Origin of the sequence: Micrococcus sp. HMSC067E09, assembly GCF_001812555.1 — a bacterium.
Taxonomy (GTDB): domain Bacteria; phylum Actinomycetota; class Actinomycetes; order Actinomycetales; family Micrococcaceae; genus Micrococcus; species Micrococcus lylae.
Map to the genome: position 1 here is coordinate 177,210 of NZ_KV809449.1, position 23,613 is coordinate 200,822.

The 23,613-nt window shown below is 67.8% G+C and carries 15 protein-coding genes and 1 CRISPR repeat array; of the genes, 4 read left to right on the forward strand and 11 right to left on the reverse strand.

Annotated elements, in window-relative coordinates:
* Positions 1-1,103: a CRISPR direct-repeat array (repeat unit 29 nt; unit sequence CGAAGTCCGCTGCACGAAGCAGCGGAGAC).
* 190 nt (positions 1,104-1,293) lie between these two features.
* The 5 genes from cas2 to cas7u form a co-directional block, all read right to left on the reverse strand.
* Entirely contained in the window at positions 1,294-1,569 is a 276-nt protein-coding gene (gene cas2 / locus HMPREF2863_RS09055) for a CRISPR-associated endonuclease Cas2 (protein WP_245830036.1), read from the reverse strand.
* Positions 1,570-1,595: 26 nt separating this feature from the next.
* Positions 1,596-3,236 (reverse strand): CRISPR-associated endonuclease Cas4/Cas1, encoded by a 1,641-nt coding sequence (locus HMPREF2863_RS09060; protein WP_070639564.1) that lies wholly within the window; start codon positions 3,234-3,236, stop codon positions 1,596-1,598.
* Positions 3,237-4,248: 1,012 nt separating this feature from the next.
* Positions 4,249-7,056 (reverse strand): type I-G CRISPR-associated helicase/endonuclease Cas3g, encoded by a 2,808-nt coding sequence (gene cas3u, locus HMPREF2863_RS09070; RefSeq protein WP_070639566.1) that lies wholly within the window; start codon positions 7,054-7,056, stop codon positions 4,249-4,251.
* Positions 7,053-8,612, reverse strand: coding sequence for a type I-G CRISPR-associated protein Csb2 (csb2, locus tag HMPREF2863_RS09075; RefSeq protein ID WP_070639572.1), 1,560 nt, complete (start codon positions 8,610-8,612; stop codon positions 7,053-7,055). The genes cas3u and csb2 overlap by 4 nt, the downstream gene beginning before the upstream one ends.
* Before the next feature lie 2 nt (positions 8,613-8,614).
* A complete protein-coding gene (gene cas7u / locus HMPREF2863_RS09080) occupies positions 8,615-9,859 on the reverse strand; it encodes a type I-G CRISPR-associated RAMP protein Csb1/Cas7g (RefSeq protein ID WP_070639573.1) in 1,245 nt (414 codons plus the stop codon).
* A gap of 266 nt (positions 9,860-10,125) precedes the next feature.
* Between cas7u and HMPREF2863_RS09085 the strand changes: the two genes are divergently transcribed.
* Complete coding sequence (locus tag HMPREF2863_RS09085; protein ID WP_070639574.1) at positions 10,126-10,458, forward strand: transposase; 333 nt, start codon at positions 10,126-10,128, stop codon at positions 10,456-10,458.
* A 395-nt stretch (positions 10,459-10,853) separates the two neighbouring features.
* Here the strand turns inward: HMPREF2863_RS09085 and HMPREF2863_RS09090 are convergent, their stop codons facing one another.
* The 4 genes from HMPREF2863_RS09090 to rimK all read right to left on the reverse strand — a co-directional run bounded on the left by HMPREF2863_RS09090 (position 10,854) and on the right by rimK (position 18,054).
* On the reverse strand, positions 10,854-12,566 hold the full coding sequence (locus HMPREF2863_RS09090; protein ID WP_070639575.1) for an ATP-binding protein: 1,713 nt from the start codon (positions 12,564-12,566) through the stop codon (positions 10,854-10,856).
* A gap of 154 nt (positions 12,567-12,720) precedes the next feature.
* The gene (gene dnaB / locus HMPREF2863_RS09095; RefSeq protein ID WP_070639577.1) at positions 12,721-14,115 is read right to left on the reverse strand and encodes a replicative DNA helicase; all 1,395 of its coding nucleotides are present in this window, start codon (positions 14,113-14,115) and stop codon (positions 12,721-12,723) included.
* A gap of 604 nt (positions 14,116-14,719) precedes the next feature.
* Positions 14,720-16,723 carry a choline/carnitine O-acyltransferase gene (locus HMPREF2863_RS09100; RefSeq protein ID WP_070639579.1) on the reverse strand — a complete coding sequence of 668 codons (2,004 nt, stop codon included), beginning with the start codon at positions 16,721-16,723 and terminating at the stop codon, positions 14,720-14,722.
* Between the two features lie 107 nt (positions 16,724-16,830).
* Complete coding sequence (rimK, locus tag HMPREF2863_RS09105; protein WP_067191655.1) at positions 16,831-18,054, reverse strand: 30S ribosomal protein S6--L-glutamate ligase; 1,224 nt, start codon at positions 18,052-18,054, stop codon at positions 16,831-16,833.
* 27 nt (positions 18,055-18,081) lie between these two features.
* On the opposite strand from rimK, the gene HMPREF2863_RS09110 reads away from it, so the two are divergent.
* The 3 genes from HMPREF2863_RS09110 to HMPREF2863_RS09120 all read left to right on the forward strand — a co-directional run bounded on the left by HMPREF2863_RS09110 (position 18,082) and on the right by HMPREF2863_RS09120 (position 20,107).
* The gene (locus HMPREF2863_RS09110; RefSeq protein WP_070639581.1) at positions 18,082-18,582 is read left to right on the forward strand and encodes an ATP-dependent zinc protease family protein; all 501 of its coding nucleotides are present in this window, start codon (positions 18,082-18,084) and stop codon (positions 18,580-18,582) included.
* Positions 18,579-19,661, forward strand: a complete 1,083-nt coding sequence (locus HMPREF2863_RS09115) for a succinylglutamate desuccinylase/aspartoacylase family protein (RefSeq protein ID WP_246828870.1) — start codon at positions 18,579-18,581, stop codon at positions 19,659-19,661. Before HMPREF2863_RS09110 ends, HMPREF2863_RS09115 begins: the two co-directional genes overlap by 4 nt.
* Positions 19,662-19,885: 224 nt before the next feature.
* Positions 19,886-20,107, forward strand: coding sequence for a hypothetical protein (locus HMPREF2863_RS09120; protein WP_070639583.1), 222 nt, complete (start codon positions 19,886-19,888; stop codon positions 20,105-20,107).
* Positions 20,108-20,434: 327 nt separating this feature from the next.
* On the opposite strand, the gene HMPREF2863_RS09125 is transcribed toward HMPREF2863_RS09120, so the two are convergent.
* The gene (locus tag HMPREF2863_RS09125) at positions 20,435-21,886 is read right to left on the reverse strand and encodes an NAD(P)/FAD-dependent oxidoreductase (protein ID WP_070639585.1); all 1,452 of its coding nucleotides are present in this window, start codon (positions 21,884-21,886) and stop codon (positions 20,435-20,437) included.
* 226 nt (positions 21,887-22,112) lie between these two features.
* Positions 22,113-23,318, reverse strand: a complete 1,206-nt coding sequence (locus tag HMPREF2863_RS09130) for an MFS transporter (RefSeq protein ID WP_070639587.1) — start codon at positions 23,316-23,318, stop codon at positions 22,113-22,115.
* Between the last annotated feature and the right edge of the window lie 295 nt (positions 23,319-23,613).

The window sequence follows — 23,613 nt, forward strand, 5'->3', positions numbered from 1 at the left end:
CGAAGTCCGCTGCACGAAGCAGCGGAGACATCGCCGTGGCTGTGCCGTTGGGCCGTCTCCATCCGCCTCAACGAAGTCCGCTGCACGAAGCAGCGGAGACGCTGCACCGGCACGTGGTCACCTTGTCCGAGAAGCCTCAACGAAGTCCGCTGCACGAAGCAGCGGAGACCGTGGCCGTAGGCGATGACCCGGTAGCCGGCCATGAGGCCTCAACGAAGTCCGCTGCACGAAGCAGCGGAGACCGTGGCCGTAGGCGATGACCCGGTAGCCGGCCATGAGGCCTCAACGAAGTCCGCTGCACGAAGCAGGGGAGACGCAGCTCGACAGTCATCGTCCCACCGCCTTGTGGCCTCAACGAAGTCCGCTGCACGAAGCAGCGGAGACCGTGGCCGTAGGCGATGACCCGGTAGCCGGCCATGAGGCCTCAACGAAGTCCGCTGCACGAAGCAGCGGAGACAGGTGCCCCGCTTCGCGATGGTCCAGGCGTGGACGAGCCTCAACGAAGTCCGCTGCACGAAGCAGCGGAGACCGGGAGGACGAGCCACCCGCTGGAGACGCACCCTGTGAGCCTCAACGAAGTCCGCTGCACGAAGCAGCGGAGACTGTGGCCCGTGTGCGCCCTCCTTGCCGGCGGCGTTGCCTCAACGAAGTCCGCTGCACGAAGCAGCGGAGACCGCCCAGCGTGCGAAGCACGCGGCGGGCGCTGATCTGGCCTCAACGAAGTCCGCTGCACGAAGCAGCGGAGACCTTGAAGTCGCCGTGCACGAGGATGCCCGCACCGCCTCAACGAAGTCCGCTGCACGAAGCAGCGGAGACCGGCCACGGATGGCGGGATCGACACTGTACGGCGCGCCGCCTCAACGAAGTCCGCTGCACGAAGCAGCGGAGACAACCTCCTTCGTAGAGCGGGGCGGCGCTCTCGAGGCCTCAACGAAGTCCGCTGCACGAAGCAGCGGAGACCGGGTGGAGGGGGTCCGGCCGGCGCCGTTGCCTACGGCCTCAACGAAGTCCGCTGCACGAAGCAGCGGAGACGGGTGCCGGTACCCCAGGGCGCCCATGCTCGTGCTGCCTCAACGAAGTCCGCTGCACGAAGCAGCGGAGACAGTGGGCAACATTACCGCCCTCTGACAAGGAGCTGAGGAGCCTCTCGCGAGAGGTCCCGGCTGCGCAGGCTCGAGTCGCGGCCAGGCACGCCGTGGGACGACCACAACTAGCGTCTGACAAGGCATTTTCTGGATGCGATACCTCACCGGGTTTTCTACACCGATGGACCCCTCGCGGAGGGTACAGCACTCAGATAATGACGGGACCCATCTCCATGACATCGCGTGAGCGTCCGAGAAAGCTGAACTGTTCGTCGGACAACGCGGCGGTCAGACCCAGGTCGCAGATGAGGATGCTGTCTTCCTTCGTATCGAGGATGTCCGTCAGGGTAGCCGTCAACTGCACGAAACGCGACGGCAAGAGATCCACCACGAAGACGGAGTACTGTACTCGATCTCCGAACTCTTCCAGCGCACGGGCAACCCGCAATCGTCGACGATCCGAAGGAATGTCATACGCGATCAACTTGCGCCTCATTCTGTCCCGGGAACTCATCGCACCCTGATTCCCTTGTAGGTGGGTTGGGTACCGTCGAGAACGCCCAGGAACATTCTCGCTTGCACTTCGATGGCTCTTCGCCACGTCATCCGGTACTGGAACACAGGGTGCATGAACTCAGTGACCAACCGCCGTTCCACTCCGGAGATCAGCTTGCGTCGGCCGTGCTGAGTGAATCGCGCGCCGCCGAGCACATGAGTAAAGGACCTCTCTCCGAACTCTCCGTTGTTGAACGCCGTCAGCACGGCGGCGTCAACGAGCGGGGCTCGAAACTCCTCCATGAGGTCCAGGGCCAAGGCAGGTTTGTTCCGTCCTGGGGAATGGAGCAACCCTGCATGCGGATCCAGCCCACAGGCCAGCACCGCACGGATGACTTCCCCCAGCAGCATGCCGTAGCCGTAGTTCAGAGCCACATTCAGTTCATCGACCGCACCACGACCCACCCGACCGGGAAAATTCGCTCCGATGGATGAATCGACCGCGTCAGACAGGAGCCTCGGAAATCTATCGAAGTAGGCGGTCGCTGCACGTCCTTCGATGCCGAACAGCTCCTGCTCAGTCGGTGCAGTAAGGGCCATTCGTGTCGCCGAACGCAGCTGGGCAACGACAGACGCATCGCCGCCGAAACGCCGCAGAATTGTGGCCTGATTGGAGATCTTGGCAGCAATGAATTCGCGAGCCACATCTACGCGCCCCTGAGCGGCGACCTCGAACTGGCGAAAGCGCGCCCCGCCGTTCGGAGAACGTACCCCATTGGTCCATCCCACAACACGGCCCGTCCCGGTGCACCAGACCCCCGGAAGCCCACGCCACATCATTTCGCGGAGCAACGCTCCCGACAGATCGACATTGCCGTGCACCACTACAGCGGTCATACGTTCAAGAGGGACGCTGGCCAACTTCTCGTCACCTTGCACCACGGTGAGACGTCCCCGGGAGAGACTGGCGCGGCTGCCTGGCGCCGTCAGATGCACGACTTCCCCGGTCGGGTCCGGTGGCACGATGCGGCGCACCACCGCAGCTTCTTGCCGCTCTTCCGGTAGGCACACTGAGGAATGTGAGCACCGCATGCACTTGGGGTCGTCGCTCAAGGGTGCGGGCGCCCTTGTGGAGGACACCACCTTTCGTGTCGCCTCCACGGCGGCGACGGCGGCGGACCGATCCGCGTCGTCAAGGTCAACAGGCACGTTTCGGTGATGGTGGGTGAAGTACACCTGGGCGGCGGCCACCTCATGGCCCATGGCTTCCAATGCCATCGTCTGCAGCGTCAACTGCAGGCGGTTCGCTTCGGACACCGTGGGCGATCTTTTCACCGGTGTTGCCTTGTGCTCAATGATTCTGAGGGCACCGGACGGAAGACGTTCAGCCCGATCGATACGACCATGAAACCCGAGAGTGCGCTCTCGGACATCCACGGCGCGCACGGTGTCGCCCTCACCGGCCGACGGCGTATCCACCCGGCGGTGCGCCGCCGTCCCCTCCGCCATCTGCGCGACCTGCGGGGCTTTCTCCCCCATCGCCTCGAGCCAGGCCCTCCGGGGGCAAAAGCTCCAATGCGCCACCAAGCTGATCGGCACGGAGTCTTCGTACGGTTCCCCACCGTCAAGACCCGCCTCATCCTGCGCCGTTCTCATGCGACTGCTTTCCCCGAGAGCGCCCTGCGCTCAGGCGCTGACGTGCTTCCGGTGCGTAGCACTGGAAAGGCGAGGATGTGCCCAAAGCCCCACGACGCCAGTGGGGACACCTCTACACCGAGGGCGCCGACCAGAGCCTCCGTCTGAGAGCTGGCGTGGACCATCTCGACCAAGTGGCGGGAACGCAGTGCTGCCGTGAAGCGAGACAACGTGACCCATGACGTCGGCACGGGCATGAGCAGCCGCCCTGGCTGCCCCGCCATAGGGCGAATCGACGCCGTTGAAGTGGACACGTCGTGAGCATCGGCCCACACAGGCAGGCTGGCCAGGCCCCAGAGCCCGGCCCATGCCCGCGCCGCGTCCACGGGTCCCAGAGGCGCGAGGCCGGTCGCGGTCCGAGAGTCCGATTTTCCCTTGCCTGGTTCATCCACCAGGGTCTCGCCTAGCAGGCCACTGGTCACCGCCGCTGCCTCACGGGCTGCCACCGCACGGCCCGCCGGGAGAAGCGCGTGCGTGACAAATTCCATGCCCTTGTTCCGCGTCCGCATCTCCCACGCCGAGGCTCCATGGTCCGGTCGCAGCCTCTGATCATTGCGGTGCCACCAGGCGCGCTCTCCAATCCCGAGGATCATCGCCGAGTCCAGGCCCCGCAGAGGCCTCAACGACCCCTGACGAATGCCCAGGAGCTCTTCCCACCCGGCTTCCGTAGACGGAACCTTGGTGCGTGCGGAGAAGAGGGCGCCATACTCCGGGGCCGTTCGGTGCATCCACCCGGTGGCGTCCTCCACATGGTGGCGCGCATGATCACGCACCACGTGCCCCAGGGCCTCACTGTCCAGGCTCGGTGCTGCCAGCTGAGGGCGTGCGTCCGCAGAGTCCGTCCATCGCAGCCGCACGGTTCCCGCCCCGTAGGCCTCCTCGACCATGTGGGCCACGCCCAGCAGTGCCATGTGAGACAGCAGTGTCTCAATGGACCCAGCGAGCGTGATGGGCTTCAGGTTCTCCGTCATGGTCAGCGTCCTTCTTTCGAGATCGACACATCCGCTGAGCGCAGCAGAGCCTCCAGCCACGCCACGCCCCAGATTCCCCATTCGGCATCCGTCCGCTCCACCCAAGCGTCCCATTGCCCGACGTCGAACAACTCGGTGGCAGCCGCGCGAAGCGAATCGTGAGCACTCGGATGGAGCAGCTCGTCGCTGTTCATCGGGAATACCCCACGGCCCAGACCATGACTGGTGCCCACGAGCCGAACAACCAGCGGGTCCACTCCAGGAACGGCTTCGTACAACATCGCCGCAGATAGCTGTTCATGCCGCCATTTGGACGGCAAGAACGACTTCTGCCGCAGCGGAAGCCGCGCCTGTCCGCTCTTGGCCAGCGGCTCAGTGGATCCCTTGCCCTGCGTCAGCCAATCCTGGAAGCGCGGGTCGCACTTCCCGTCGTCGTGGTGCAGGCCAGCGAGTTCGAGGAGCTGGAGCATGCCCTCGGGCAGCCCTGCCCGTGAACCGGACTCCCGTGCTCGCCCAGCCACGTCACGCTGGTGGTCGGCCAGGAATACACGCTGTGACACGGATGTCACGGACAGCTCCGCATCATCCGAAACGGCGGGGTGTCGGATGGAGAACAGCACCCAGGACGCCTGCTCCGGCGCTTCGGAGGACCGCCCACCGGCCACCACAGCGATCCGTGCCTCCAGCTCACTGTCCTGTTCCGGGATTCCCAGGTAAAGCCGCCAGGTCTCCCACTGACCTCGGTCCTGGAGAGCATGGCGGACGGAACTCACAGTAAGCGCTTCGTCTTCATCCTGCAGCGCAGCGGCCACCTCCAGGAGAGACTGCCGCAAATGGTCAGCAACGCCCGCAAGCGGCCGGCCTGTGGTGACCGCTACGGAGCGGCCCTGTGTCCCGACGGCGTGGGTAGCGCCGAGAGCCGGGTCCTCAGGTGATGGATCGAGCACGTCCCCGACCTCGCTCGTTCCCTCAGGGACGATCACCGCTGACATGGTCGCTGCCCAATCATGGGGCACCACAATGGTCTCACCGGGACGCAGTTGCGGCACACCGTCGCTCGGAGAGACCGCTTCCCACCCGTCCTCGCGACGGATGAACATGACCGAAGGACTCCGTCGGCCTCGCAGCATTGGAGCCAACCGGGTGATGGTCGAGGGGTAGGCCTCATGCGGCTGTGGTGGGGCAATCGTCAGCAGCGCAATGCTCTCACCGATATCGATGCCGTCATCGACGCCCTCTCCGACACGCGGCAGCCGCCTGCCGACGACAGTCACGTCTGCGTCCGGGTCCAGACCGTCTCGCAGCCACAGGGTGAGGTCTGGTTCCACCACCAAACGCTCGGAAGTCCGGCTGAACAGGGCTGCGCGTGACGGTTCGATCTCACTGAAGACCGGCCGGGACGGTGCCTCTGCCGGCGCAGGGTCGGCCAGGATAGCCGTAGGTGCGATCCCGTTGGGGTCGGCGGCCCTCCGGTCGAGCCATGCTGCCGATGCCTCCAGATCCGAGGGCCGATACGGCAAGGCGAACTTCTCCGTCACCTTCTCTCCTGGGGGACAGAGAACGTGCACGGGCCCCATATCCCTGAGGCCACGGCGGTTCACCCGGCCAGCCCGCTGTGCCAACGCGGCGCCGGGAGCCAGGTCCGTGATGAGCGCTCCGAAATCCAGGTCCAGCCCCACCTCGATGGCCTGGGTGGAGACATAGACGTCGGGGTCGCCCTTGCTTCGATCCGTTGTCTGCTCCCACCGACGGCGAGGCCCCACAATCAGCTGCACTCGCAGCTCAGGTGCCCCCTTCTGGAGAAGGTCATGGACGGCCAAGGCGGACGCCACACGGTTGACCACGACCCCCACTGGGGTCTGACCTGCCTTCACCGCATCCTGCACCATCGCCATGACCTCGCGGGCAGCCGAGGTGGCTGCGGCACCCGTCTGCCCAGACAGCCACGGCCCTTCCGTGTGTAGAGTCACCGGCTTCGGTCGGGTGAGACGCTGCGACAACTCGGGCTCGATCCGTCCTGCCCGGATGTCGTCCAGGGCCACTCCGATCGCAGCCGAGTCCGAAGGCAGTGCAGCCGGCGTCGCCGTGGTCTCCACAACCTGCAGGGCCTGCACATGGGCGGCGAGCGGCGACTCGGCGGCGAGCGCACTCACCCGCTGCGCGGTGGTGAGCAACTGCCTGTTCAGGTGCGCCTCATCGACCACAAGCACGGAGTCATGGGCCAACAGGCCGGCCTCACGCGGACGCATGCCGACCGATGACCCATACCCACGGAACAAGAGACGGCTGCCTGCCATGTCCGGTGTCGCGCAGATGATCTGGCAGGAGAGCGGATCGTCCTGCCACCCACGTTCCGGAGCGATACCACCTCGAAGTGTGGTCACACCGAGGACGGTCTCCGTCCACGGAGAAAGACTGTGCAGGATCCGCGCGGCGCGGCCGAGCACACCGTCCTCACCCCCAGTTAGAGCATTAGACAACGCGCGTGCATGATGCTGCGCTCGTTCGGCCATGTCATCCACGAGGGCGCGACGGCCGACGACGTGCCACAGCCGACGCGGAACCCGAGGTCCGGACCAGTCCGGCGCATGGGTCACGGCCACAGCGAACACATGGACGTCGAGCACAGCCGACTTGCCCGAACCTGTCGGCGCGACGATCGCTTCCGGCCACCGGCCGTTTTTGATCACGAATTCCGCGAGCTCCTGCTGCCACCCGAACGGGCGGTTACCGTCATTGAGAGCGGCGAAGAAGCTCCCGAACTCAGGAAGCGTCAGACCGGCGGTGATCGCTGTCTGCTGCGGTGTCATGCGTCCTCCTGCATCATGGTCGGCACGTCGCGTGGAACCAACAGGCCACAGCCGAGGTGTCGGCTCTGACCCAAGGCCACGATGGATCTGTCTGAGACCAGGGACCCCATGTCCACAGTCAGCCGATAGGGCTGCGGCAAGCTGGCCCGGTTCGTCTTGTGCACGTAGGCGCTGGGAGTCAGCGTCCTCAGTGCTCGCCCACTGAGTCGGACACCAAGGTCCGTGACAGCTGCGTAGCGGGCAGCTGCCTGGGTGTCCCCGGTCTCCGGGTACAGTTCGCGGAAGACATTGCCCAACGACCAGGCAGCGGCGAGGTCGACGTCGCGAATCCCGACCACCGACTTGAGGCGGCGCTCCGCCACGACGGCGGGCATCGCTTCCCAGGCGCGCGTGTACCCCGGCCGGGGAGCCCGCCAGAACGCATCGCCCGCGAAGACCTCGACCTTGTCCGGCTCAACTGCCAGCTGATGTGCCTTCGTCACAACACGACGCAGCCCCGTGAGTGCACCAACCAACGCCCCCAATGCATGGCCGCTCATACCCCGGGGGACCATGAGCAGAAAACGATCGCGGGAGTCGTCGAAGGGCAGACCGTCCACGTCACCAGGGACATAGTGCAATGCCACCCGGTTGGCTGCCGGAGGCATTGACGGTGCGTATCTCCCCGTCACCTCAGGCGGAGCCCCCGCACCCATCCGGGCCACGATGGCGCGATGGAGAGCGACACAGACACTCACGAACCGTTCCTCCGGAACCGGCCGGGACTGGGACGCAATCGGCAGTGCCAGCACGTGAGACCACGGGACATCCGCATCAAGCGTGTCCACGGGACGAAACACCCCGGTGCGCTGACAGGTCTCGTCGGGCCGCGGTGCATGCGGACGCGTCGACGTCGTGTGCTTGTCTGCAGCCACACTCGGAGGCTTCCCGCGGTACTGCGCCGCATGTGCTGCCTCCAGCTCAGCCAGCCGTCCGCGCGTCGGCATGACCTGGCGCAGCTCCCCCGCATGCTGACGCAATCCCGCAGCGTCATCCAACCGGTGGGTGGGCTCACCGACGGTGTCACCAGTGTGCACTCGCAGCCGCACTGGAGACGAGGTCTCTCCGAGGTGGGGAACATCGGCGCAGAGCGTGTCGAGAGTCCTGATCATGCCGCTTCCGGCCTCAACGTCTTCCCAGATCCACAGCACCGGTCCGCCGAAGGCGAACCCCTCGGACATGGTGCGAGCGGTGACCTTGTTGTTGACCCGGCCCACTTCTTTCAGGAAAACCCCTTCCTTGCGGTAGGTGTATGTCCGGCCGCCGGCCGAGACCGGGACGACGGTCGGAACCGACATCGCCGAGGGCGGGTGCTCCTCCAACCACTCAAGGACTTCGAGTGCGCCAGGAGTGAAGGGAGACCGCACGTCACCCGTCGACAACGAACCAACAGCGGCGGCTTGGATCAGAGCCGAGAACAACCGACTGATCGCCGGCACTTTCTCTGCGGCGCCATCCGCTCCGTGACCCGTGTACACCGCCAGCGGAAACTCCGCGCTGATCGCGAGGGTCGCCATGCTCAGGCCTCATCCGCGTCGTCACTCGTTGCAGCACCGAGGATGATCGGATTGCCAACGAGGGAGAGCGTCTGACCGGACCACTCGACGCCAGCCACCTTCTTAGCGTGCGCCAGCGCCTGTTCGAACACCTCCACGGCCGTCTCGACGTCGATCGGCGCGAGATCCAGGGACTTTCCGTAGCGCTGGTCGAGGGTGACCGCAGGCTCGCCCTTCTCACGCAGGTGACAGTTCGCACGCAGGTGCAGCTCACGGTCGGACAGAGACATGCCCAGCAATCCATACGCCGCGAGCAAGGCCCGGGAGGCCACGTCCGCCTCTGTCGTCCCCCCGAAACGGAGCTGCCGGAGAGCAGCGAAAGAGAGGAGCCTGCGGCGGGTGATGGACCGACACGCCACACCGCCCAGCTCACCGAGCGAGGGCGGAATGTTCCCCAAGCCCAAGGTGGACATCGAGGAGCCGGTGTCGCCCTTCTTCTTGGCCTCCGACAGGATCTTGGCTTGGAGCTTGTCACTGAGCTCCTCAGCCTGGTCCTTCACGAGGGCCTCGACGTCTTTCGCACTGGGCTTGACGCTGGCGGCGACGGGATCCACACGCGCCGCGGCACGCCGATTGCGCCGCTCGTCCGGACGGTGGTCCTGGTCTGTCAGAACACCGATGACCTCGCCGGTCAAGCAGGTCTGATAGCGGCCCTGATGCGACTTCCGCGTGGAATCCCACGCGCCAAGAACCAGTGACGTGGGAGCGGCTTCAAGGAGGGGGCGCGCATTGTGACGTGTGGCGTTGCGCAGGGCCCGGTACACGTCCGACTGGGTAACGGGCACCCCGTCCAGGGACGCCGAACGAATGTGGGCGTCGAACGCGCGATGCGGGAGAGTCAAGTCGGATTCGACCTGGCCGCCATAGGCAACCTCAATGGAGGGCACCTTCCGCAGGGCCGCACCCTCCCTCGTGGAACCGTCGCGTCGGGCCTCCACGATCGCATCCTCGTCCCGATTGGACACCGACTGCTTCGAATCGACGACAACGGTCCAGACGGGCGCCGGCGCGCCGTCATCCCCCCGCTCCATGCGCGTCTCGAACGCGAACGTGGCGCCGCGCCCGTCCTGCAGAACGCGAGCCGGAGCGATCACCGCCCCCGGTCCGCCCGCCGGCTCGAGCTCCGTCTCAGACAGCAGAGACGTGCTCCCACCTGGGGCGCAAGCAGACAGCAGATGGTCGAGGGACAGGGTCGTGCGGTCAGTCATGAGAGGAGCCTTTCGTTGCCGCGGCTATTGAGTGGAACGGTTCGACGAACACGACGCTTATCGCGTCCGCCCTGTACGGGAACCTGTGCATCAGCAGGCCCGTGAGGCTCACGGTAGCACCAAGACTACTCATCAGCCAGCACTCCTTCGTACATCCAACACTCTCAACCCAGTATGCTCTATCGAGCGGGGGAGGCCACCGCACTCGATGAGGGGAGCCCGCTCTCCTGGACGGGAGGCCCCTCTCAATGGATGAAAGGAGTCGCATGCCGATTAAGTACACCCCAGAGTTCAAGGTGAAGGCCCTGCAGCTCATCGAGGAACACGTCCGTGTAGAGCAGTGCTCTGCCTTGGCCGCCTGCACCAAGGTCGGCGAAACCCTTGGCGGGATCTCCCCTCACACCCTGCGGAAGTGGTGGAAGCGAAGCGGTCTGGACCGAAGTGAGGCGCTCGGTGTGAGCACTGATCACTCTGAGGAGATACACCGACTTCACCAAGAGAACCGCACGCTGCGCGACGAGAACGAATGGCTCCGCCACACCTTGGCGTATTTTGCAGCGCGGCCCTACCGCCCACACCGTGATGACCCAGATCAGTGACCACTGTCGAGACATCGCGAAGGTAGGCTTCGGCATGCGCCTTCGCCACTCCGAGAGCTTTCATTGAGGATGGGTTGACAGAGTCGGTTGTCACACCCGGCCGCACCTACGCGGAGCACTCTCCGCGTCTTCGTTGCACTCGGGGTGGCGAGGGTGCACGGCGGACTCAATCGATGAGTGCAACAGATCCTTCCTGGGCGTTCAGGAAGGCAGTACCCGCTCACCATGCCCCGATCCACGCGAGAAGAGTCCATGAGACGACGTCTGCGTGTCCTGTCCTTGATGCTCGCCAGAGGCCGGTCGCAAGACGTTGCCGAAGAACTGAAAGTAGGCCGTAACACCAGGACGGTGTTGCACTGACCACCTGAGTCGGCCCCTGTTCGACAACTCCTGCGTCACCCGTCCGGCAGGACGTACCGACGGTTCCGGCTGGTCGGGGGCGCAGTCGCCACCACAACGCCCCGTTCAACGAGGCCGCGCAACACCGGTCGCAGGGAGGTGACGGCACGCCCGGTCGCACGGGCAATGTCATGCACACTCAGCTCCTGGGCGTGTCCACTGGCCAACGCATCAACAACGGCCCGCTCAGCATCGGTCAGCCCCTGCTCCTCAGCCCACAGGGCGTAGGAATCCGTGCCCGTCTCACGCATCAGACCCTTCGACGCCAGACCGTCCAACACCATGCGGAGCACATCCGAATCCGCCCCCAGAGACTGCCTCAGGCCTGGAACGGTGACCCCGCCGTTCCGCCGGGCGATCAGGAGGATCGCCTCCTCCTGCTCAGTGAGGGTCTCGCTGCTGAGAGACTGCAACCACTGACGCAGTGCAGGGATCTCAACGCCATGACGCCGCAGAGTGACCACCACTTGGTCCGGATGCACGGTGAACTCCGGGCCTTCGAGCGCATGAGCGGTCATCTGGTTCATCATCATGCGCACTCCGCCCCCTTGGCCCTCCACGGTGAATCCCGCCGCCTCATGGTGGGGCACGTGCTGCAACATCTGCATGAGCACCCTGTTCCGGCACATGGACCTGCCGTCGTCGAGGTTGTCTTTGGTCTTGCCTCCCCAGAGTCCACCGGGGCTCGCAATCTCCACGCGATCCGGGTAGACGTCCACCGTGACCGGCTCACCTTGGAAGAGGTCTGCATACTCGCGGTGCACCACGGCGTTGGCGATGGCTTCACGAAGGACGTCTTCGGGAATCTCCAAGTGCTCCGTTCGCCCGCTGCCTTCGACCGTGGCATACCGCTGCAGGTGTCTGGCCGTCGCCGCCACGGCCGTCTGCACCACCTCTGGCAGAGCCCCTTCGCACTGCTGACGGTCGCTGAAGCGAACTCGGCCTCCTCCGGTGGCCTTCGCGAGTCCAGGATGCACAGTGACATCCACGAGCAACCGGGGGAAGAACTGCTGCGGGAACACTCCCAAGCTCAAAAGCCCCGCGAGAGTGACGGCACCGTCCTCGGTGAGGATATTCAGCCGCCGCAACCGCTCTTCATGATCCACCGCACCTCGGAGAGCCACAGAGCTCGCACGTCGCTGCAGGAGGGCGTGCAGCTGCGACTCGTCGAGATCTTTCAGAGAAGCTCGCGGCACGGCGGAGAGGTCTACCGATGACTGGGTCATGGCATGCCGCATCTCATAGATCTCTGCGCTGGAGAGGTGGAGATCCTTGTCATCCACCCGCTTGTAACTGCCCTTCTCAATACCCTGCGCGGTCCGCCAACACGGCTTCCGGCCCAGGTCGTTCTCCGCAATGTCCACGGCGACGACTGGACGTCCTTCCAGTTCAGCGCGCTCGATCCTGTACACCGGTGGGTTGGTCAGCTGTGGAGGCTGCCCGCCGTCCCCCATGCCGGAGACGAACTGGTCGATCACGCGCTGGGGATCAAATCCCTCGGCCGGCACAAAGCCTCCAGCCTCCGACACGCCCAGGAGAATCCGTCCACCCCGGGTGTTGGCGAACGCGCTCACCGTCTCCCAGATGTCCTTGGGCAACCCTCCGCCTGCAGCTTTGGCCTCGCAGAGGGCATCATCCGAACGTTGGCGCCTCAGCCTCTCCACATCCCGCAGCACCCCGCCATCCACCGTCACGAGACCCCCACTCACTCACCGAGCCATCAGCACTCACTTTACAGACTGACGGGCTCACTCTACATAGTGAAGACCTCAGTTTACTCAGTGACGGCGTCACTTTACTCAGTGAGGTTGGCTCGCACCGCAGTGACGGCCTCCACGGGGCATCGCGGACACGGTGCCTCCGTCAGAACCCTCCGCCGCCTCCGCCGTCGTCGGCCAGGTTCGAGAACCGCGAGTAGTGCCCCTGGAACCCCACCACAATGGTCTTCGTCGGGCCGTTCCTGTGCTTGGCCACGATCAGGTCCGCCTCGCCGGCGCGCGGGGACTCCTTGTCGTACACGTCCTCGCGGTGCAGCAGGATCACCATGTCCGCGTCCTGCTCGATCGACCCGGACTCACGCAGATCGGACACCTGCGGCCGCTTGTCCGTCCTCTGCTCGGACCCACGGTTCAACTGACTCAACGCGACCACCGGCACCTCGAGCTCCTTGGCCAGCAGCTTCAGGGCACGGGAGAACTCGGCCACCTCCTGCTGGCGGGACTCGACCTTCTTGCCCGAGCTCATCAGCTGCAGGTAGTCCAGCACCACCATCTTGAGGTTGTTCTTCTGCTTCAGGCGCCGGCACTTGGCGCGGATCTCCATCATGGACATGTTCGGCGAGTCGTCGATGAAGAACGGGGCGTCGTTCAGCCGGCCCACGGTCGCGGCGATCTTGGACCACTGGTCGTCCCGGATGGTGCCTTTGCGCAGGTCCTGCAGGGCGATCGTCGCCTCCGCACTCAAGAGCCTCATCGCGATCTCGTTCTTGCCCATCTCCAGGCTGAAGAACACGGTGGCCATGTTGTGGTGCAGTGCCGCGGCGCGCGCGAAGTCCAGCGCCAGCGTGGACTTGCCGACCGCCGGGCGGGCCGCGATCACGATCATCTGGCCCGGGTGCAGGCCCTGGGTCAGCTCGTCGAAGTCGTAGAAGTCCGTGGGAACGCCGGTCATTCCCTCGCCCTGGTTGCCCGCGGCCTCGATCTCGTCGACCGTGTGCTCCATGATCTCGGACAGCCGCACGTAGTCCTCGGACTGGCGGTTCTCCGCCACCTTGTAGATCTCGGACTGCGCCTCGTTGACGATCTCCTCGACCTCACCGTCTCCGGTGTAGCCCATCTGGGTGATCTTCGTGCCCGCCGTCACCAGACGCCGCAGCACCGCCTTCTCGGCCACGATCTCCGCGTAGAAGCTCGCGTTGGCGGCGGTCGGCACGGACTGGATCAGCTCATGCAGGTACGCCGGTCCACCGGCGCGGGTCAGCTCCTGGCGCTTGTTCAGCAGGTCCGCCACGGTGACGGCATCGGCCGGCTCGCCGCGGCCGTAGAGGTCGATGACCGCCTCGTAGATCATCTCGTGGCTGGGGCGGTAGAAGTCGTGACCCCGGAGGATCTCCACCACGTCCGCGATGGCGTCCTTGGAGAGCATCATGCCGCCGAGGACCGAGCGCTCCGCCTCGAGGTCCTGGGGCGGCAGCACGCCGCGGTCAGAGGAGCGGCCGCCGTCGTCGTAGGCGCCGGAGTCTCCGTACTCATCAGACATCTTCCGGATTCTCCCTTCCCACGGCGCGGCACGACGGCGGCCTTCGGACCGGCCGAGCCAGCCCGTATTCCTCTGTGACACCCCCGGCCGTCGCAGGTGCCGCACTAGTCCGCCGCACCGGCGTGCAGGACGTCGATGCGGCGGAGGACACCTCCAGTCACGGGGGCGGCGGATGGACGCCGACGTAGTGGTCACCTGCCGGCCAATACCCACCGCCTGCGACGTGGGGATAGCACGGGACACTACCCGTGGCGTGGAACCCGCGACAACCGCGTGTTCCACAGGTCCTGTGGACAGCATGTGGACGGCGCGGCGTGTCGTGTGGATTCCGCGGCGTGGCGCTGGGGACAAGACTGTGGGGCAAACCCACAGGAGCTCATCAATCTCCCCCTGACCAGGGATGATGCCAGTCCACGCCTGTGGGGAAGATTTCTTCCTGGGAGATCCCTGACCGTGGCCACACGCCCTCAGATCACGTTTGACCCCCGTCTCACCCGGGTGTTATAGACCCCTATCCACATCGCAATCCACAACGTCCACATCTGTGGACAACTCGTGTGGACAAGCCCCCGTGACCTGGGGACATCCAGATTGACAGCCCCCTTCAGGCGACCCGGCCCACAGCCTGCAGCAGCTCGTCCACGCACTCCGCTGCCCTCTCCAGCGCAGCCAGGAACCGCTCCGGCTCGGCCGCCCCGCCGGCCCAGTGGCTGACCGTGAACTCCAACCAGTCCTCCCCCGGCGTGTAGGCCACCCCGAACCCGTCCTCCACGGAGGGCACGAACGCGTAGCGGACCACCTGGTCGGCCGAGCCGATCGACGTGGTGGACAGGAAATCCTCCCGCGCCTGCCGCACCGCCGGATGCCCGGTCAGCTCGTCCAGCGCCTCGGACCTCTCCTGCACAGCCTCGGCGGCCAGCCCCAGCCCGAACAGGTGCCGGTCCACCCCGTGGCCGGCCTTGCAGGCCTTCACCCAGTCCCGGTGGGCGTCCAACGCCGCCACGAGCAGCTCCCGCCACTGCACAGCCGCCCGGCCCTCCACAGGCCCCGCGGCGAGCGCCTCCACCAGTGCGACGAGCTCCGGCGTCACCGGCCGCAGGCACTCGGTGCGCCCGGCCCGGTACTCGCGCATGTCCACAGACTCGTAGTGCGCGCGCACCCGCCCGAACGCGATCCGCTGCGCCAGCGCCATCACCAGCTGCTGCACCGCATCCAGGCTCACCTTCATCCCGGCCGCCTGCACGTCCGGCCTCCGCGTGCGCACCACGTCCACCCGCAGCTTGGCGGCCCGCTCCGCCGCCTCGTCCAGCAGCGTGGTCGCCCTCTCGCGCAGCTGCTCCGGCCACGTCCAGGCCAGCTCCTTCCCGACGACGTCCGCCTCCCCCGCCTGTCCGCTCACCTCTGCAGCAGGGCCGGGGGCAGGGCGTGCCGCCTGCGAGGTCGCCTCCACAGCAGCCTCCTGCATGCGGCACACGGCCTCCACGAGCGTCGCCCCGTCCACGGTGGAGTGCTCCACGTGCATCGCGGTCCACCCGTCGGTCAGCCGGTGCAGGTAGGAGATGGGCCGGTAGACCCAGGCCAGGCTGGGATCCGTCAGGCCCTGCAGGAGCGCCGCGGCATCGTGGCCGGCCACAGCATCGGGCCCGCCGTCCGAGCCATCAGCATTCGCCTCGTCGCCCGCGCCCGCGCCCGCGCCCGTGCCCGCGCCCGTCCCCGTCTCACCATCCAGAAGGCTGACCGTGAAGAGCATCTGCCGCAGCCGCTCAGAGACGGCCGCGTTGGCCTCGTCCTGCAGCAGCGCGGGCAGCAGCTCCGCCAGGTGCGCCGAGCCCAGGGCGGAGAGCGCACCGAACGCCGGCTCGCCCCCGACGACGCCACCGCCGATGCCGCAGGAGCCGACGCCACCGCTGGCGCCATCGTCACCGCCGCCAGCCTCACCGGCACCGCCCCGTGTCTGCTCCACCACCTGCGCCACGGCGGAGGCGAGCTCTGCCCTGCCGAGGAGGCGGCCGTCGTCGTGGGTCAGGGGCACCGCGAACAGCCGACCGCGCACGAACAACCCCACCTCACGCCGGGCCGCGCCCGGCTCTGCCGCACGGAAGGCATCCACGTGCTGACCGGGCTCGCGCAGGCCGCCGTTGAGGCAGGCGAACTGGGCGGGGTCGATGGCCGAACCGCGCGCGTCCACCGGCGGCTCGGTCTCCCCGCGGGCCTCGGTCAGGTGCACCGCAGCCGCCCGCCGGATCACGTCCGCCGCCCGCTCGAACGAGTCCTCCACAGCGCCGCCGGGCTGATCGCGGCCGAGAGCCACCTGGAACACCACGTTCGTGGACAGCGGCAGCGGCCGGCGCTCCGCCAGGTACCCCAGCAGCCACGGCACGGACATCCAGTTCCGGCCCGCCGCGTCCTCCGCCTCCGCACGGGCCACCAGCGCCTCACGCAGGGCGGGGCCGTCCTCGGCGAGGAGGCGGTCGGCGAGCGCCCGGACCTCGCCCGCGTCCTGCGGCCTCACGGCGGCCACCATGCGGACCAGCCGGTCCAGCACCGGGGCGGTCTCGGCCACGGGCAGATGCTTCAGGGCAGGGTGCGGATGCGCAGAAGGGGTCATGGCTCCATGCTGTCAGCCCCGCCGCCGACTCGAGTGGGCAGATATTCCACGAATCCGGCCGGATCCGTGGAACAACTGCCCACTCGACGCGCACCCCAGAAGACCCCTCACGCCTCCTTGTCCGCCGGAGCCTCCTCCACCACAGGCTCGATGATCGGGTTCTTCGGCAGCTTGCGCACGCGCTTGGGACGCTTGGAGCGGGCCGGGATGAGCGAGCGCATGTTCTCGTGCTTGCCGAAGCAGAGGAGGCGGTCGTTCTCCTCCAGCTCCTTCTCCGCGCTCGGGTTCGGGAACACCTTGGTGCCGCGGTGCAGGGTGAGGACCTGGATGTCCTTCTCCCAGAGGCCGGACTCGCCGATGGTCTTGCCGATCATGTCCGCACCCATGTTCACGGCGATCTCGGCCACCCCGTACCCGGTGGACACGGCCAGGCGCTGGCGGACGTCGATGTCCGGGAACCCGGCCTGGTCCGCGATGTAGTCCACGATCGCGCCGGCCACGTCCAGCTTGGTGGCGCGCTCGATGCCCTCCAGGCCCGGGGAGGAGTTGACCTCCATGACCAGCGGGCCGTTCTCCCCCTCGAGCATGTCCACGCCGGCCACGCGCAGGCCCATGATGTGGGCGGCGCGCACGGCGGTCTCCTCGAACTCCGGGGACAGGTCCACCTTCTCCACGGTGCCGCCACGGTGCACGTTGGAGCGGAACTCGTCCCCCTGGGCCACCCGGCGCATGGCGGCGACCACGCGGTCCCCCACCACGAGCGCACGGACGTCCTTGCCCTTGGACTCCTTCACGAACCGCTGGATGAGCACCTGCTGGTCAGTGCCGTGCAGCGTCTCGATGATCGCCTCGGCCACCTTCTTGGTCGGCGCCAGGATCACACCGATGCCCTGGGTGCCCTCCAGCAGCTTGATCACCACGGGCGCCCCGCCCACCATGTCGATCGCCGTGGACACCTCGCCGCGGTTGCGGACGAACACGGTGGCGGGCATGTCGATCTCGTGGCGGGACATGATCTGGGTGGCCCGCAGCTTGTCCCGGGAGTTCATGATCCCGGCGGCCGTGTTCGGGGTGTACACGTCCATCTGCTCGAACTGGCGCACCACGGCGGTGCCGAAGTAGGTCACCGAGTTGCCGATGCGCGGCAGGATCGCGTCATAGGAGGACAGCGGCCGGCCTCGGAACAGCAGGTCCGGCTCCTCGGTGGACAGGTCGATGCCGAAGCGGAGGGTGTCCAGGACCTTCACCTGGTGGCCGCGCTCGAGGGCGGCCGACTTCAGGCGCTGCGTGGAGTAGGCGCGCAGCGACCGGGACAGAATGGCGAGCTTCACCAGGGATCTCCTGACAGGATAGGGGGCGTGTCAGAGTCTAAGCAGGTCACCCCGGAGACGTCAGTCGAGGCCGTCACGCTCGGATGGCGCGAATGGGTCTGCCTCCCCGGCGCCGGTGTCCCCTGGATGAAGGCCAAGATCGACACCGGGGCCCGCACCTCCGCCCTCCACGCCTTCGACGTGCAGGAGTTCCGCCGCGAGGGCCACCTCTGGGTGCGCTTCGAGGTCCACCCCTGGCAGACCTCCGCCCGGGACGCCGTCACCGTGGAACTGCCCGTGGCGGACGAGCGCACCATCCGCTCCTCCAACGGCCGCGCCGAAATCCGCCGCGTGGTGGTCATGCCGGTCACCGTGGGCGGCCGCACCCTGGACGCGGAGGTCACCCTCACCGACCGGGACGAGATGGGCTTCCGCATGCTGGTGGGCCGCGAAGTCCTCGCCCGCGGCTTCCTGGTGGACTCGTCCCGCTCCTACGCCGGCGGCGTCCCGCCCCGCGCCGTCCGCCGCCGCAACTGGGGCAAGCGGTGAGCGTGGAGACGCGCCGTCGTCGTCCCCGCCCGTCGTTCGCGTTCGGCAACGTGAAGGTGCGCGCCGGGCACCGGCGGGAGGTGTCCCTGCCGATCACCCGCACCATCACCGGCGCGGACGTCACCCTGCCGGTGCACGTGCTGCACGGCCGGGAGGACGGGCCCACCGTGTGGGTGTCCGCGGCGATCCACGGTGACGAGGTGGTGGGCATCGAGGTCATCCGCCGCGTGCTGTCCATGCTGAACCCGAAGCAGATGCGGGGCACGCTGATCGCGGTGCCGATCGTCAACGTGCTCGGTGTGCTCACGGGCGACCGCTACCTGCCGGACCGCCGGGACCTGAACCGTTCCTTCCCCGGCTCGGCGCGCGGCTCGCTGGCGGCACGCATCGCGCACCTGATGATGACCGAGGTGATCAGCCGCTGCGAGGTGGGCATCGACCTGCACACCGGCGCGGACCGCCGTTCGAACCTGCCGCAGATCCGCTGCGACCTGGAGGACGCGCGGACCCGCGAGCTGGCCGAGGCCTTCGACGCACCGGTGATGTACCACGCCCGGCTGCGGGACGGCTCCCTGCGCGCCGCCGCCCGCGAGGCCGGGGCGCGGGTGCTGCTCTACGAGGCCGGCGAGGGCTGGCGCTTCGACGAATATGCGATCGCCCCCGGCGTGGACGGCGTGCTCCGCGTGCTGGCGGCCATGGACATGGTGGACCTCGCGCCGCTGGGCGTGGAGCCGGCCCCGGACCGCGGCGAGGAGTACGAGGTGGACGTCCCCGCCCTGGTGGATGCCATGGGTGACGAGGCCGAGCCGGTGGCCCCCGACCTTCCCGAACGGCACGTGGTGTGGCGCTCCGGCTGGGTGCGTGCCCGCAAGGACGGCATCCTGCACTCCGAGGTGGTGCTGGGCCAGCTCGTGGAGGAGGGACAGCGCATCGGCACCCTCTACGACTCCTTCGGCCGGACGGTCTCCGCCGTGAAGGCCGACCGCGCCGGCGTGGTCATCGGGCGGGCCGAGGCGCCCCTGGTGAACCGCGGCGACGCACTCGTGCACATCGGCGAGACCGGTCCGCAGGGCGGCTGACGAATCCAGTCGCTTACTGGTGAGGACTCACCGTCACGACGCTCTGACAGCGGTCTTTGACGGTGAGTCCTCACCAGTTGTCGGGTGAGTCTTCACCAGTTGTCGCACGGGAACACCACGTCGACGGCCACGCACCTTCGCAAGGTGCGCGGCTGGCGTCGTGGTGGCGGCTTGACCCACCCCTGCCTGCGGGAGAAGGTGAGGTAAACGAGAGGGGGATCACCGTGGCCCTCGAGCCCAATGGAGTCGAGATCGCCGTCCTTCTGCTCTGGGCGGTCGGCCTCGTCTGCGCCGTGGCCCGGCTGCGGCGGGAGCGGAGCGTCTCGTCCTGGACAGTGCTCGTTCTGGCGGCCGTCGTGCCCGTGGTCGGGTCGCTCGTGGCGATCGGCGGACTGTTCCTCCCGCAGAAAAGGACGGCGGAGAGAAGCCCAGCCGACGTCACCTGACGCCCTGCCGCAGGCTCAGCCGTTCTGCGGGCCCGTCTCGCCGACGTGCACCAACGCGTCGCCTCGGTTCACCAGGGGCGCCTCGGCACGGCCGATGACCACGCCGCGCCGAGCCGAGCCCTGCGGAGGGCGCTGCCGGGCGCTGCCCATTCCCCTGGCTTACTGGTGAGGACTCACCGTCAAAGACCGCTGTCAGAGCGTCATGATGGTGTGTCCTCACCAGTTGTCGCGCGGGGACACCACGACGCCGGCCACGCACCCTGCCAGAGTGCATGGCCGACGTCGGGAAGCCCCTCTCCGGGGAGCCGGCGGGCTCCCGCTCGGGCGTCAGCCCAGCGGGATGCGGCCCTTGAGCTGCTCCGGGTCCTCCACGGGCTCGTCCTTGGTCTGCCTCATCAGCTCCTCGGCCTTCGGCACCGAGTCCCAGACGTTCCAGAGCAGGACGCCGCGGACCGTGCCGCCGTCCACGTAGTAGACGACCGCCGTGGAGGTGTCCGGCGCACCGGAGGCGTCCTCAGCCAGGTCCACCACGGTGGTGTGGTCCGTGGTGATCTCCCCGATGGCCTCGTAGCCGGCGTCGAACAGGTCGCCCCAGAAGAACGGGGTGTGCGTGTAGGCCTCCCCCTGGCCGGCCATCGCCCTGCCGGCGGCCAGGCCCTGGGTCTCGGCGGCGTCGGCGTGCTCCACACGGCGGGTGCCGAGCAGGGCGTCCGGGTAGGAGGCGATGTCCCCGGCGGCGTAGACGTCCTGGGCGGAGGTCTGGAGCATCTGATCCACCACCACGCCGTCCTCGACCGTGATCCCGGCAAACTCGGCGAGCTCCGTGCGCGGCTGAACGCCCAGCGCCAGGACCAGGCGATCCGCGTTCAGCTCCGTGCCGTCCTCCAGCGTCACCGTGAGCACGCCGGGGGCGCGCAGGCCGTAGTCCGACGGGCGGGAGAGGTTCTCCTCCTGCTGCCCGGTCTCCTCGGCCGCGGCGGGCTCGTCCGACTCGTCCTGCGCCGGCTCCGCGTCCTGCGGGATGTCCTCCTCGGTGGGCTCGGCCACGTGCTCGGCCTCGGCGACGGAGGCGTAGCGGCCCTCCACCACCCTCACGCCGCGCTCCTCGTAGTCCTTCTGCACGGCCTCAGCGAGCTCCTCCGGGAGCATGTGGGACAGCAGCGGCAGCCTCGGGGACACCAGGGTCACCTGCGCGCCCACGCCGGTCAGGGCCGCGGCGAGCTCGGTGCCGATGTAGCCGCCGCCCACCACCACCACGCGGTCCGACTTGGACACCGCGCCGTGCAGGCGGCGGAAGTCCGAGGCGGTGCGGTAGGTGTGCACGCGAGCGCCCACCTGCGTCTGACCGGTGATCGGCTCGGAGCCGGTCGCCAGCAGCAGCGAGCCGTAGGAGACGGTCTTGCCCGCGATCACCAGGGTGTGCGCCTCCGGGTCCAGGTCCGAGACCTCCACGCCCAGCAGGTAATGGGTGTTCAGACCCGGGGCGGCCGGTTCCTTCTCATCCGTGGTGACCAGGACCGAGTCCTGCACGCTCGCCTCGTCCTCCGCCCACAGCCTCTTGGACAGGTCCGGGCGGTAGACCGGTGCCGAGACGTCCTCGCTCACCACGGCCACCGTGGCCTCCGGGGACACCTCGCGGATGCCCTCCACGGCCTTCACCGCGGCCATGCCGCCGCCCACGATCACGTGGTCGTAGCTCTCCTCCATGGACGGGGACGCGATCGGCGACCCGGTCGGGTCCAGCAGCGGGGCGTTCTGGGTGGTCTCATCGGCAGCCATGGCTGTCCTCCTTCCGCACGGGCCTCGGGTGTGGCCTGCGCGCCGGTGCGCCGCCGTCGGGGCGGCGTCGTCTCGGCCATCATGGGGCGATCGGCCGCCCAGACGAAACCCCTCGGGCTCCGGAGTCTCCGCGGACGGGCGGAGGCGAGGAGCCGTCGTCGGGAAGGAAGGCGGGGGCACGACGACGGCGCGCTGCCGCCTCCTGAGAGCGGGTGGCGGTCCGTGGTCAGGCGGCTCGGGAGGCCGTGTGGCGGCCGTGGACGAACCAATAGTACGCCGTCAGCAGCGCCATGACGGCGCCGGAGAGCAGGTAGGCGGAGCTCAGCCCGATGGCTGCGCCGGCCACGCCCACGATGATCGGCCCCAGGCCCGTGGCGATGTCCAGCAGCAGGAAGTAGGTGCCCGTGGCCACACCGAACTTCTGCGGCGGCACCGCCTGCACCGCGATGGTCTGGAAGCCGCTGATCAGCGGGCCGTGGCTGAGGCCGAACAGGAACCCGCACACCAGCAGCCCCGTGGCCGTGTGCCACTGGGAGAGCAGGACGAAGGACACCGCGTAGGCGATGAGCACGGGGTAGGCGAGGACATCGTCGCCCCGGCGGTCCTGCAGTGGGCCCAGCACGAAGCGGCCGACGAGGGTGCCCAGCGCGAAGAGCAGGAAGAACACGCTGGTGGCTGTCGCGCCGATGCCGTGATCCCGTGCGTAGCCGGCCAGGAACGCGAGCACGCCGCCGCCGTAGAGCATGCCCGCGGCCGCCGTGATCACCGCGATCGGGGCGGCCTCCGAGGCGAAGATCCCCGCGCGGGTCAGTCGGAACCGGCCGGTGGGCGTCGGCTCCGGTATGCGGCGCAGCGCCAGTGCGCAGACCAGGGCGCCGAGCGTGATGAGCGTGGCCGTGACGAACAGCCACTCGTAGCCGAAGCGGCTGATCACCAGGATCGCCGTCATGGGCCCGATGGCGCTCGAGACCGTCATGGCCGTGGAGAACCAGCCGGTCCCCTCCGAGCGGCGGGACGGCGGGATGATCGACTGCACCGCGGTGGCCAGCACCGTGGCGCCGGCGCCGAAGCACATGCCCTGCACGAACCGGACCGCGATCAGCAGCGGGACCGAGGAGGCCACCAGGTAGGCGGCCGAGGACAGGACGTACAGGACCATCGCCACCACCATGGTGCGGCGGCGCCCCCAGGCCTCCATGGACGGCGGCGTGACCAGGCGGGTGACCACCGCACCGAGCACGAACGAGCCGGTCACCACGCCCGCCACCGTGTCCGAGGCGCCGAACCGCTCCACCGCGTAGAGCGCCATCGACGTCATCAGCAGGTAGAAGATCATCGAGACGAACAGGTAGCCCACCGAGACCAGAACGAAGTCACGGGTCCACAGCGGCGGCCGGGCGGCCGCGGGCGCTTGGGTGTCGGGGGCGGTCATGGGTCGTCTCCTCTCGATGTTCGACGGGGTGGCGGCGGGCTCGGGTGCTCGACGGGGTGCCGGGTGCCGGGTGCCGGGTGCCGGGTGCCGGGCGCTCAGGTCCCGGGCGCTCAGGTCCCGGGTGCCGGGTGCCGGGTGCCGGGTGCCGAAAGCATTCTGCGCCCTTCGGGCAGCCGGGTGCCCGTCCGAGTCGCCAGGTGAACACCCCACAGCGCCCTCGCCTACTGGTGAGGACACACCGTCTGACCCCCGGTCTTCGGCGCTTGAGAGGGTGAGTCCTCACCAGTTGGCGAGC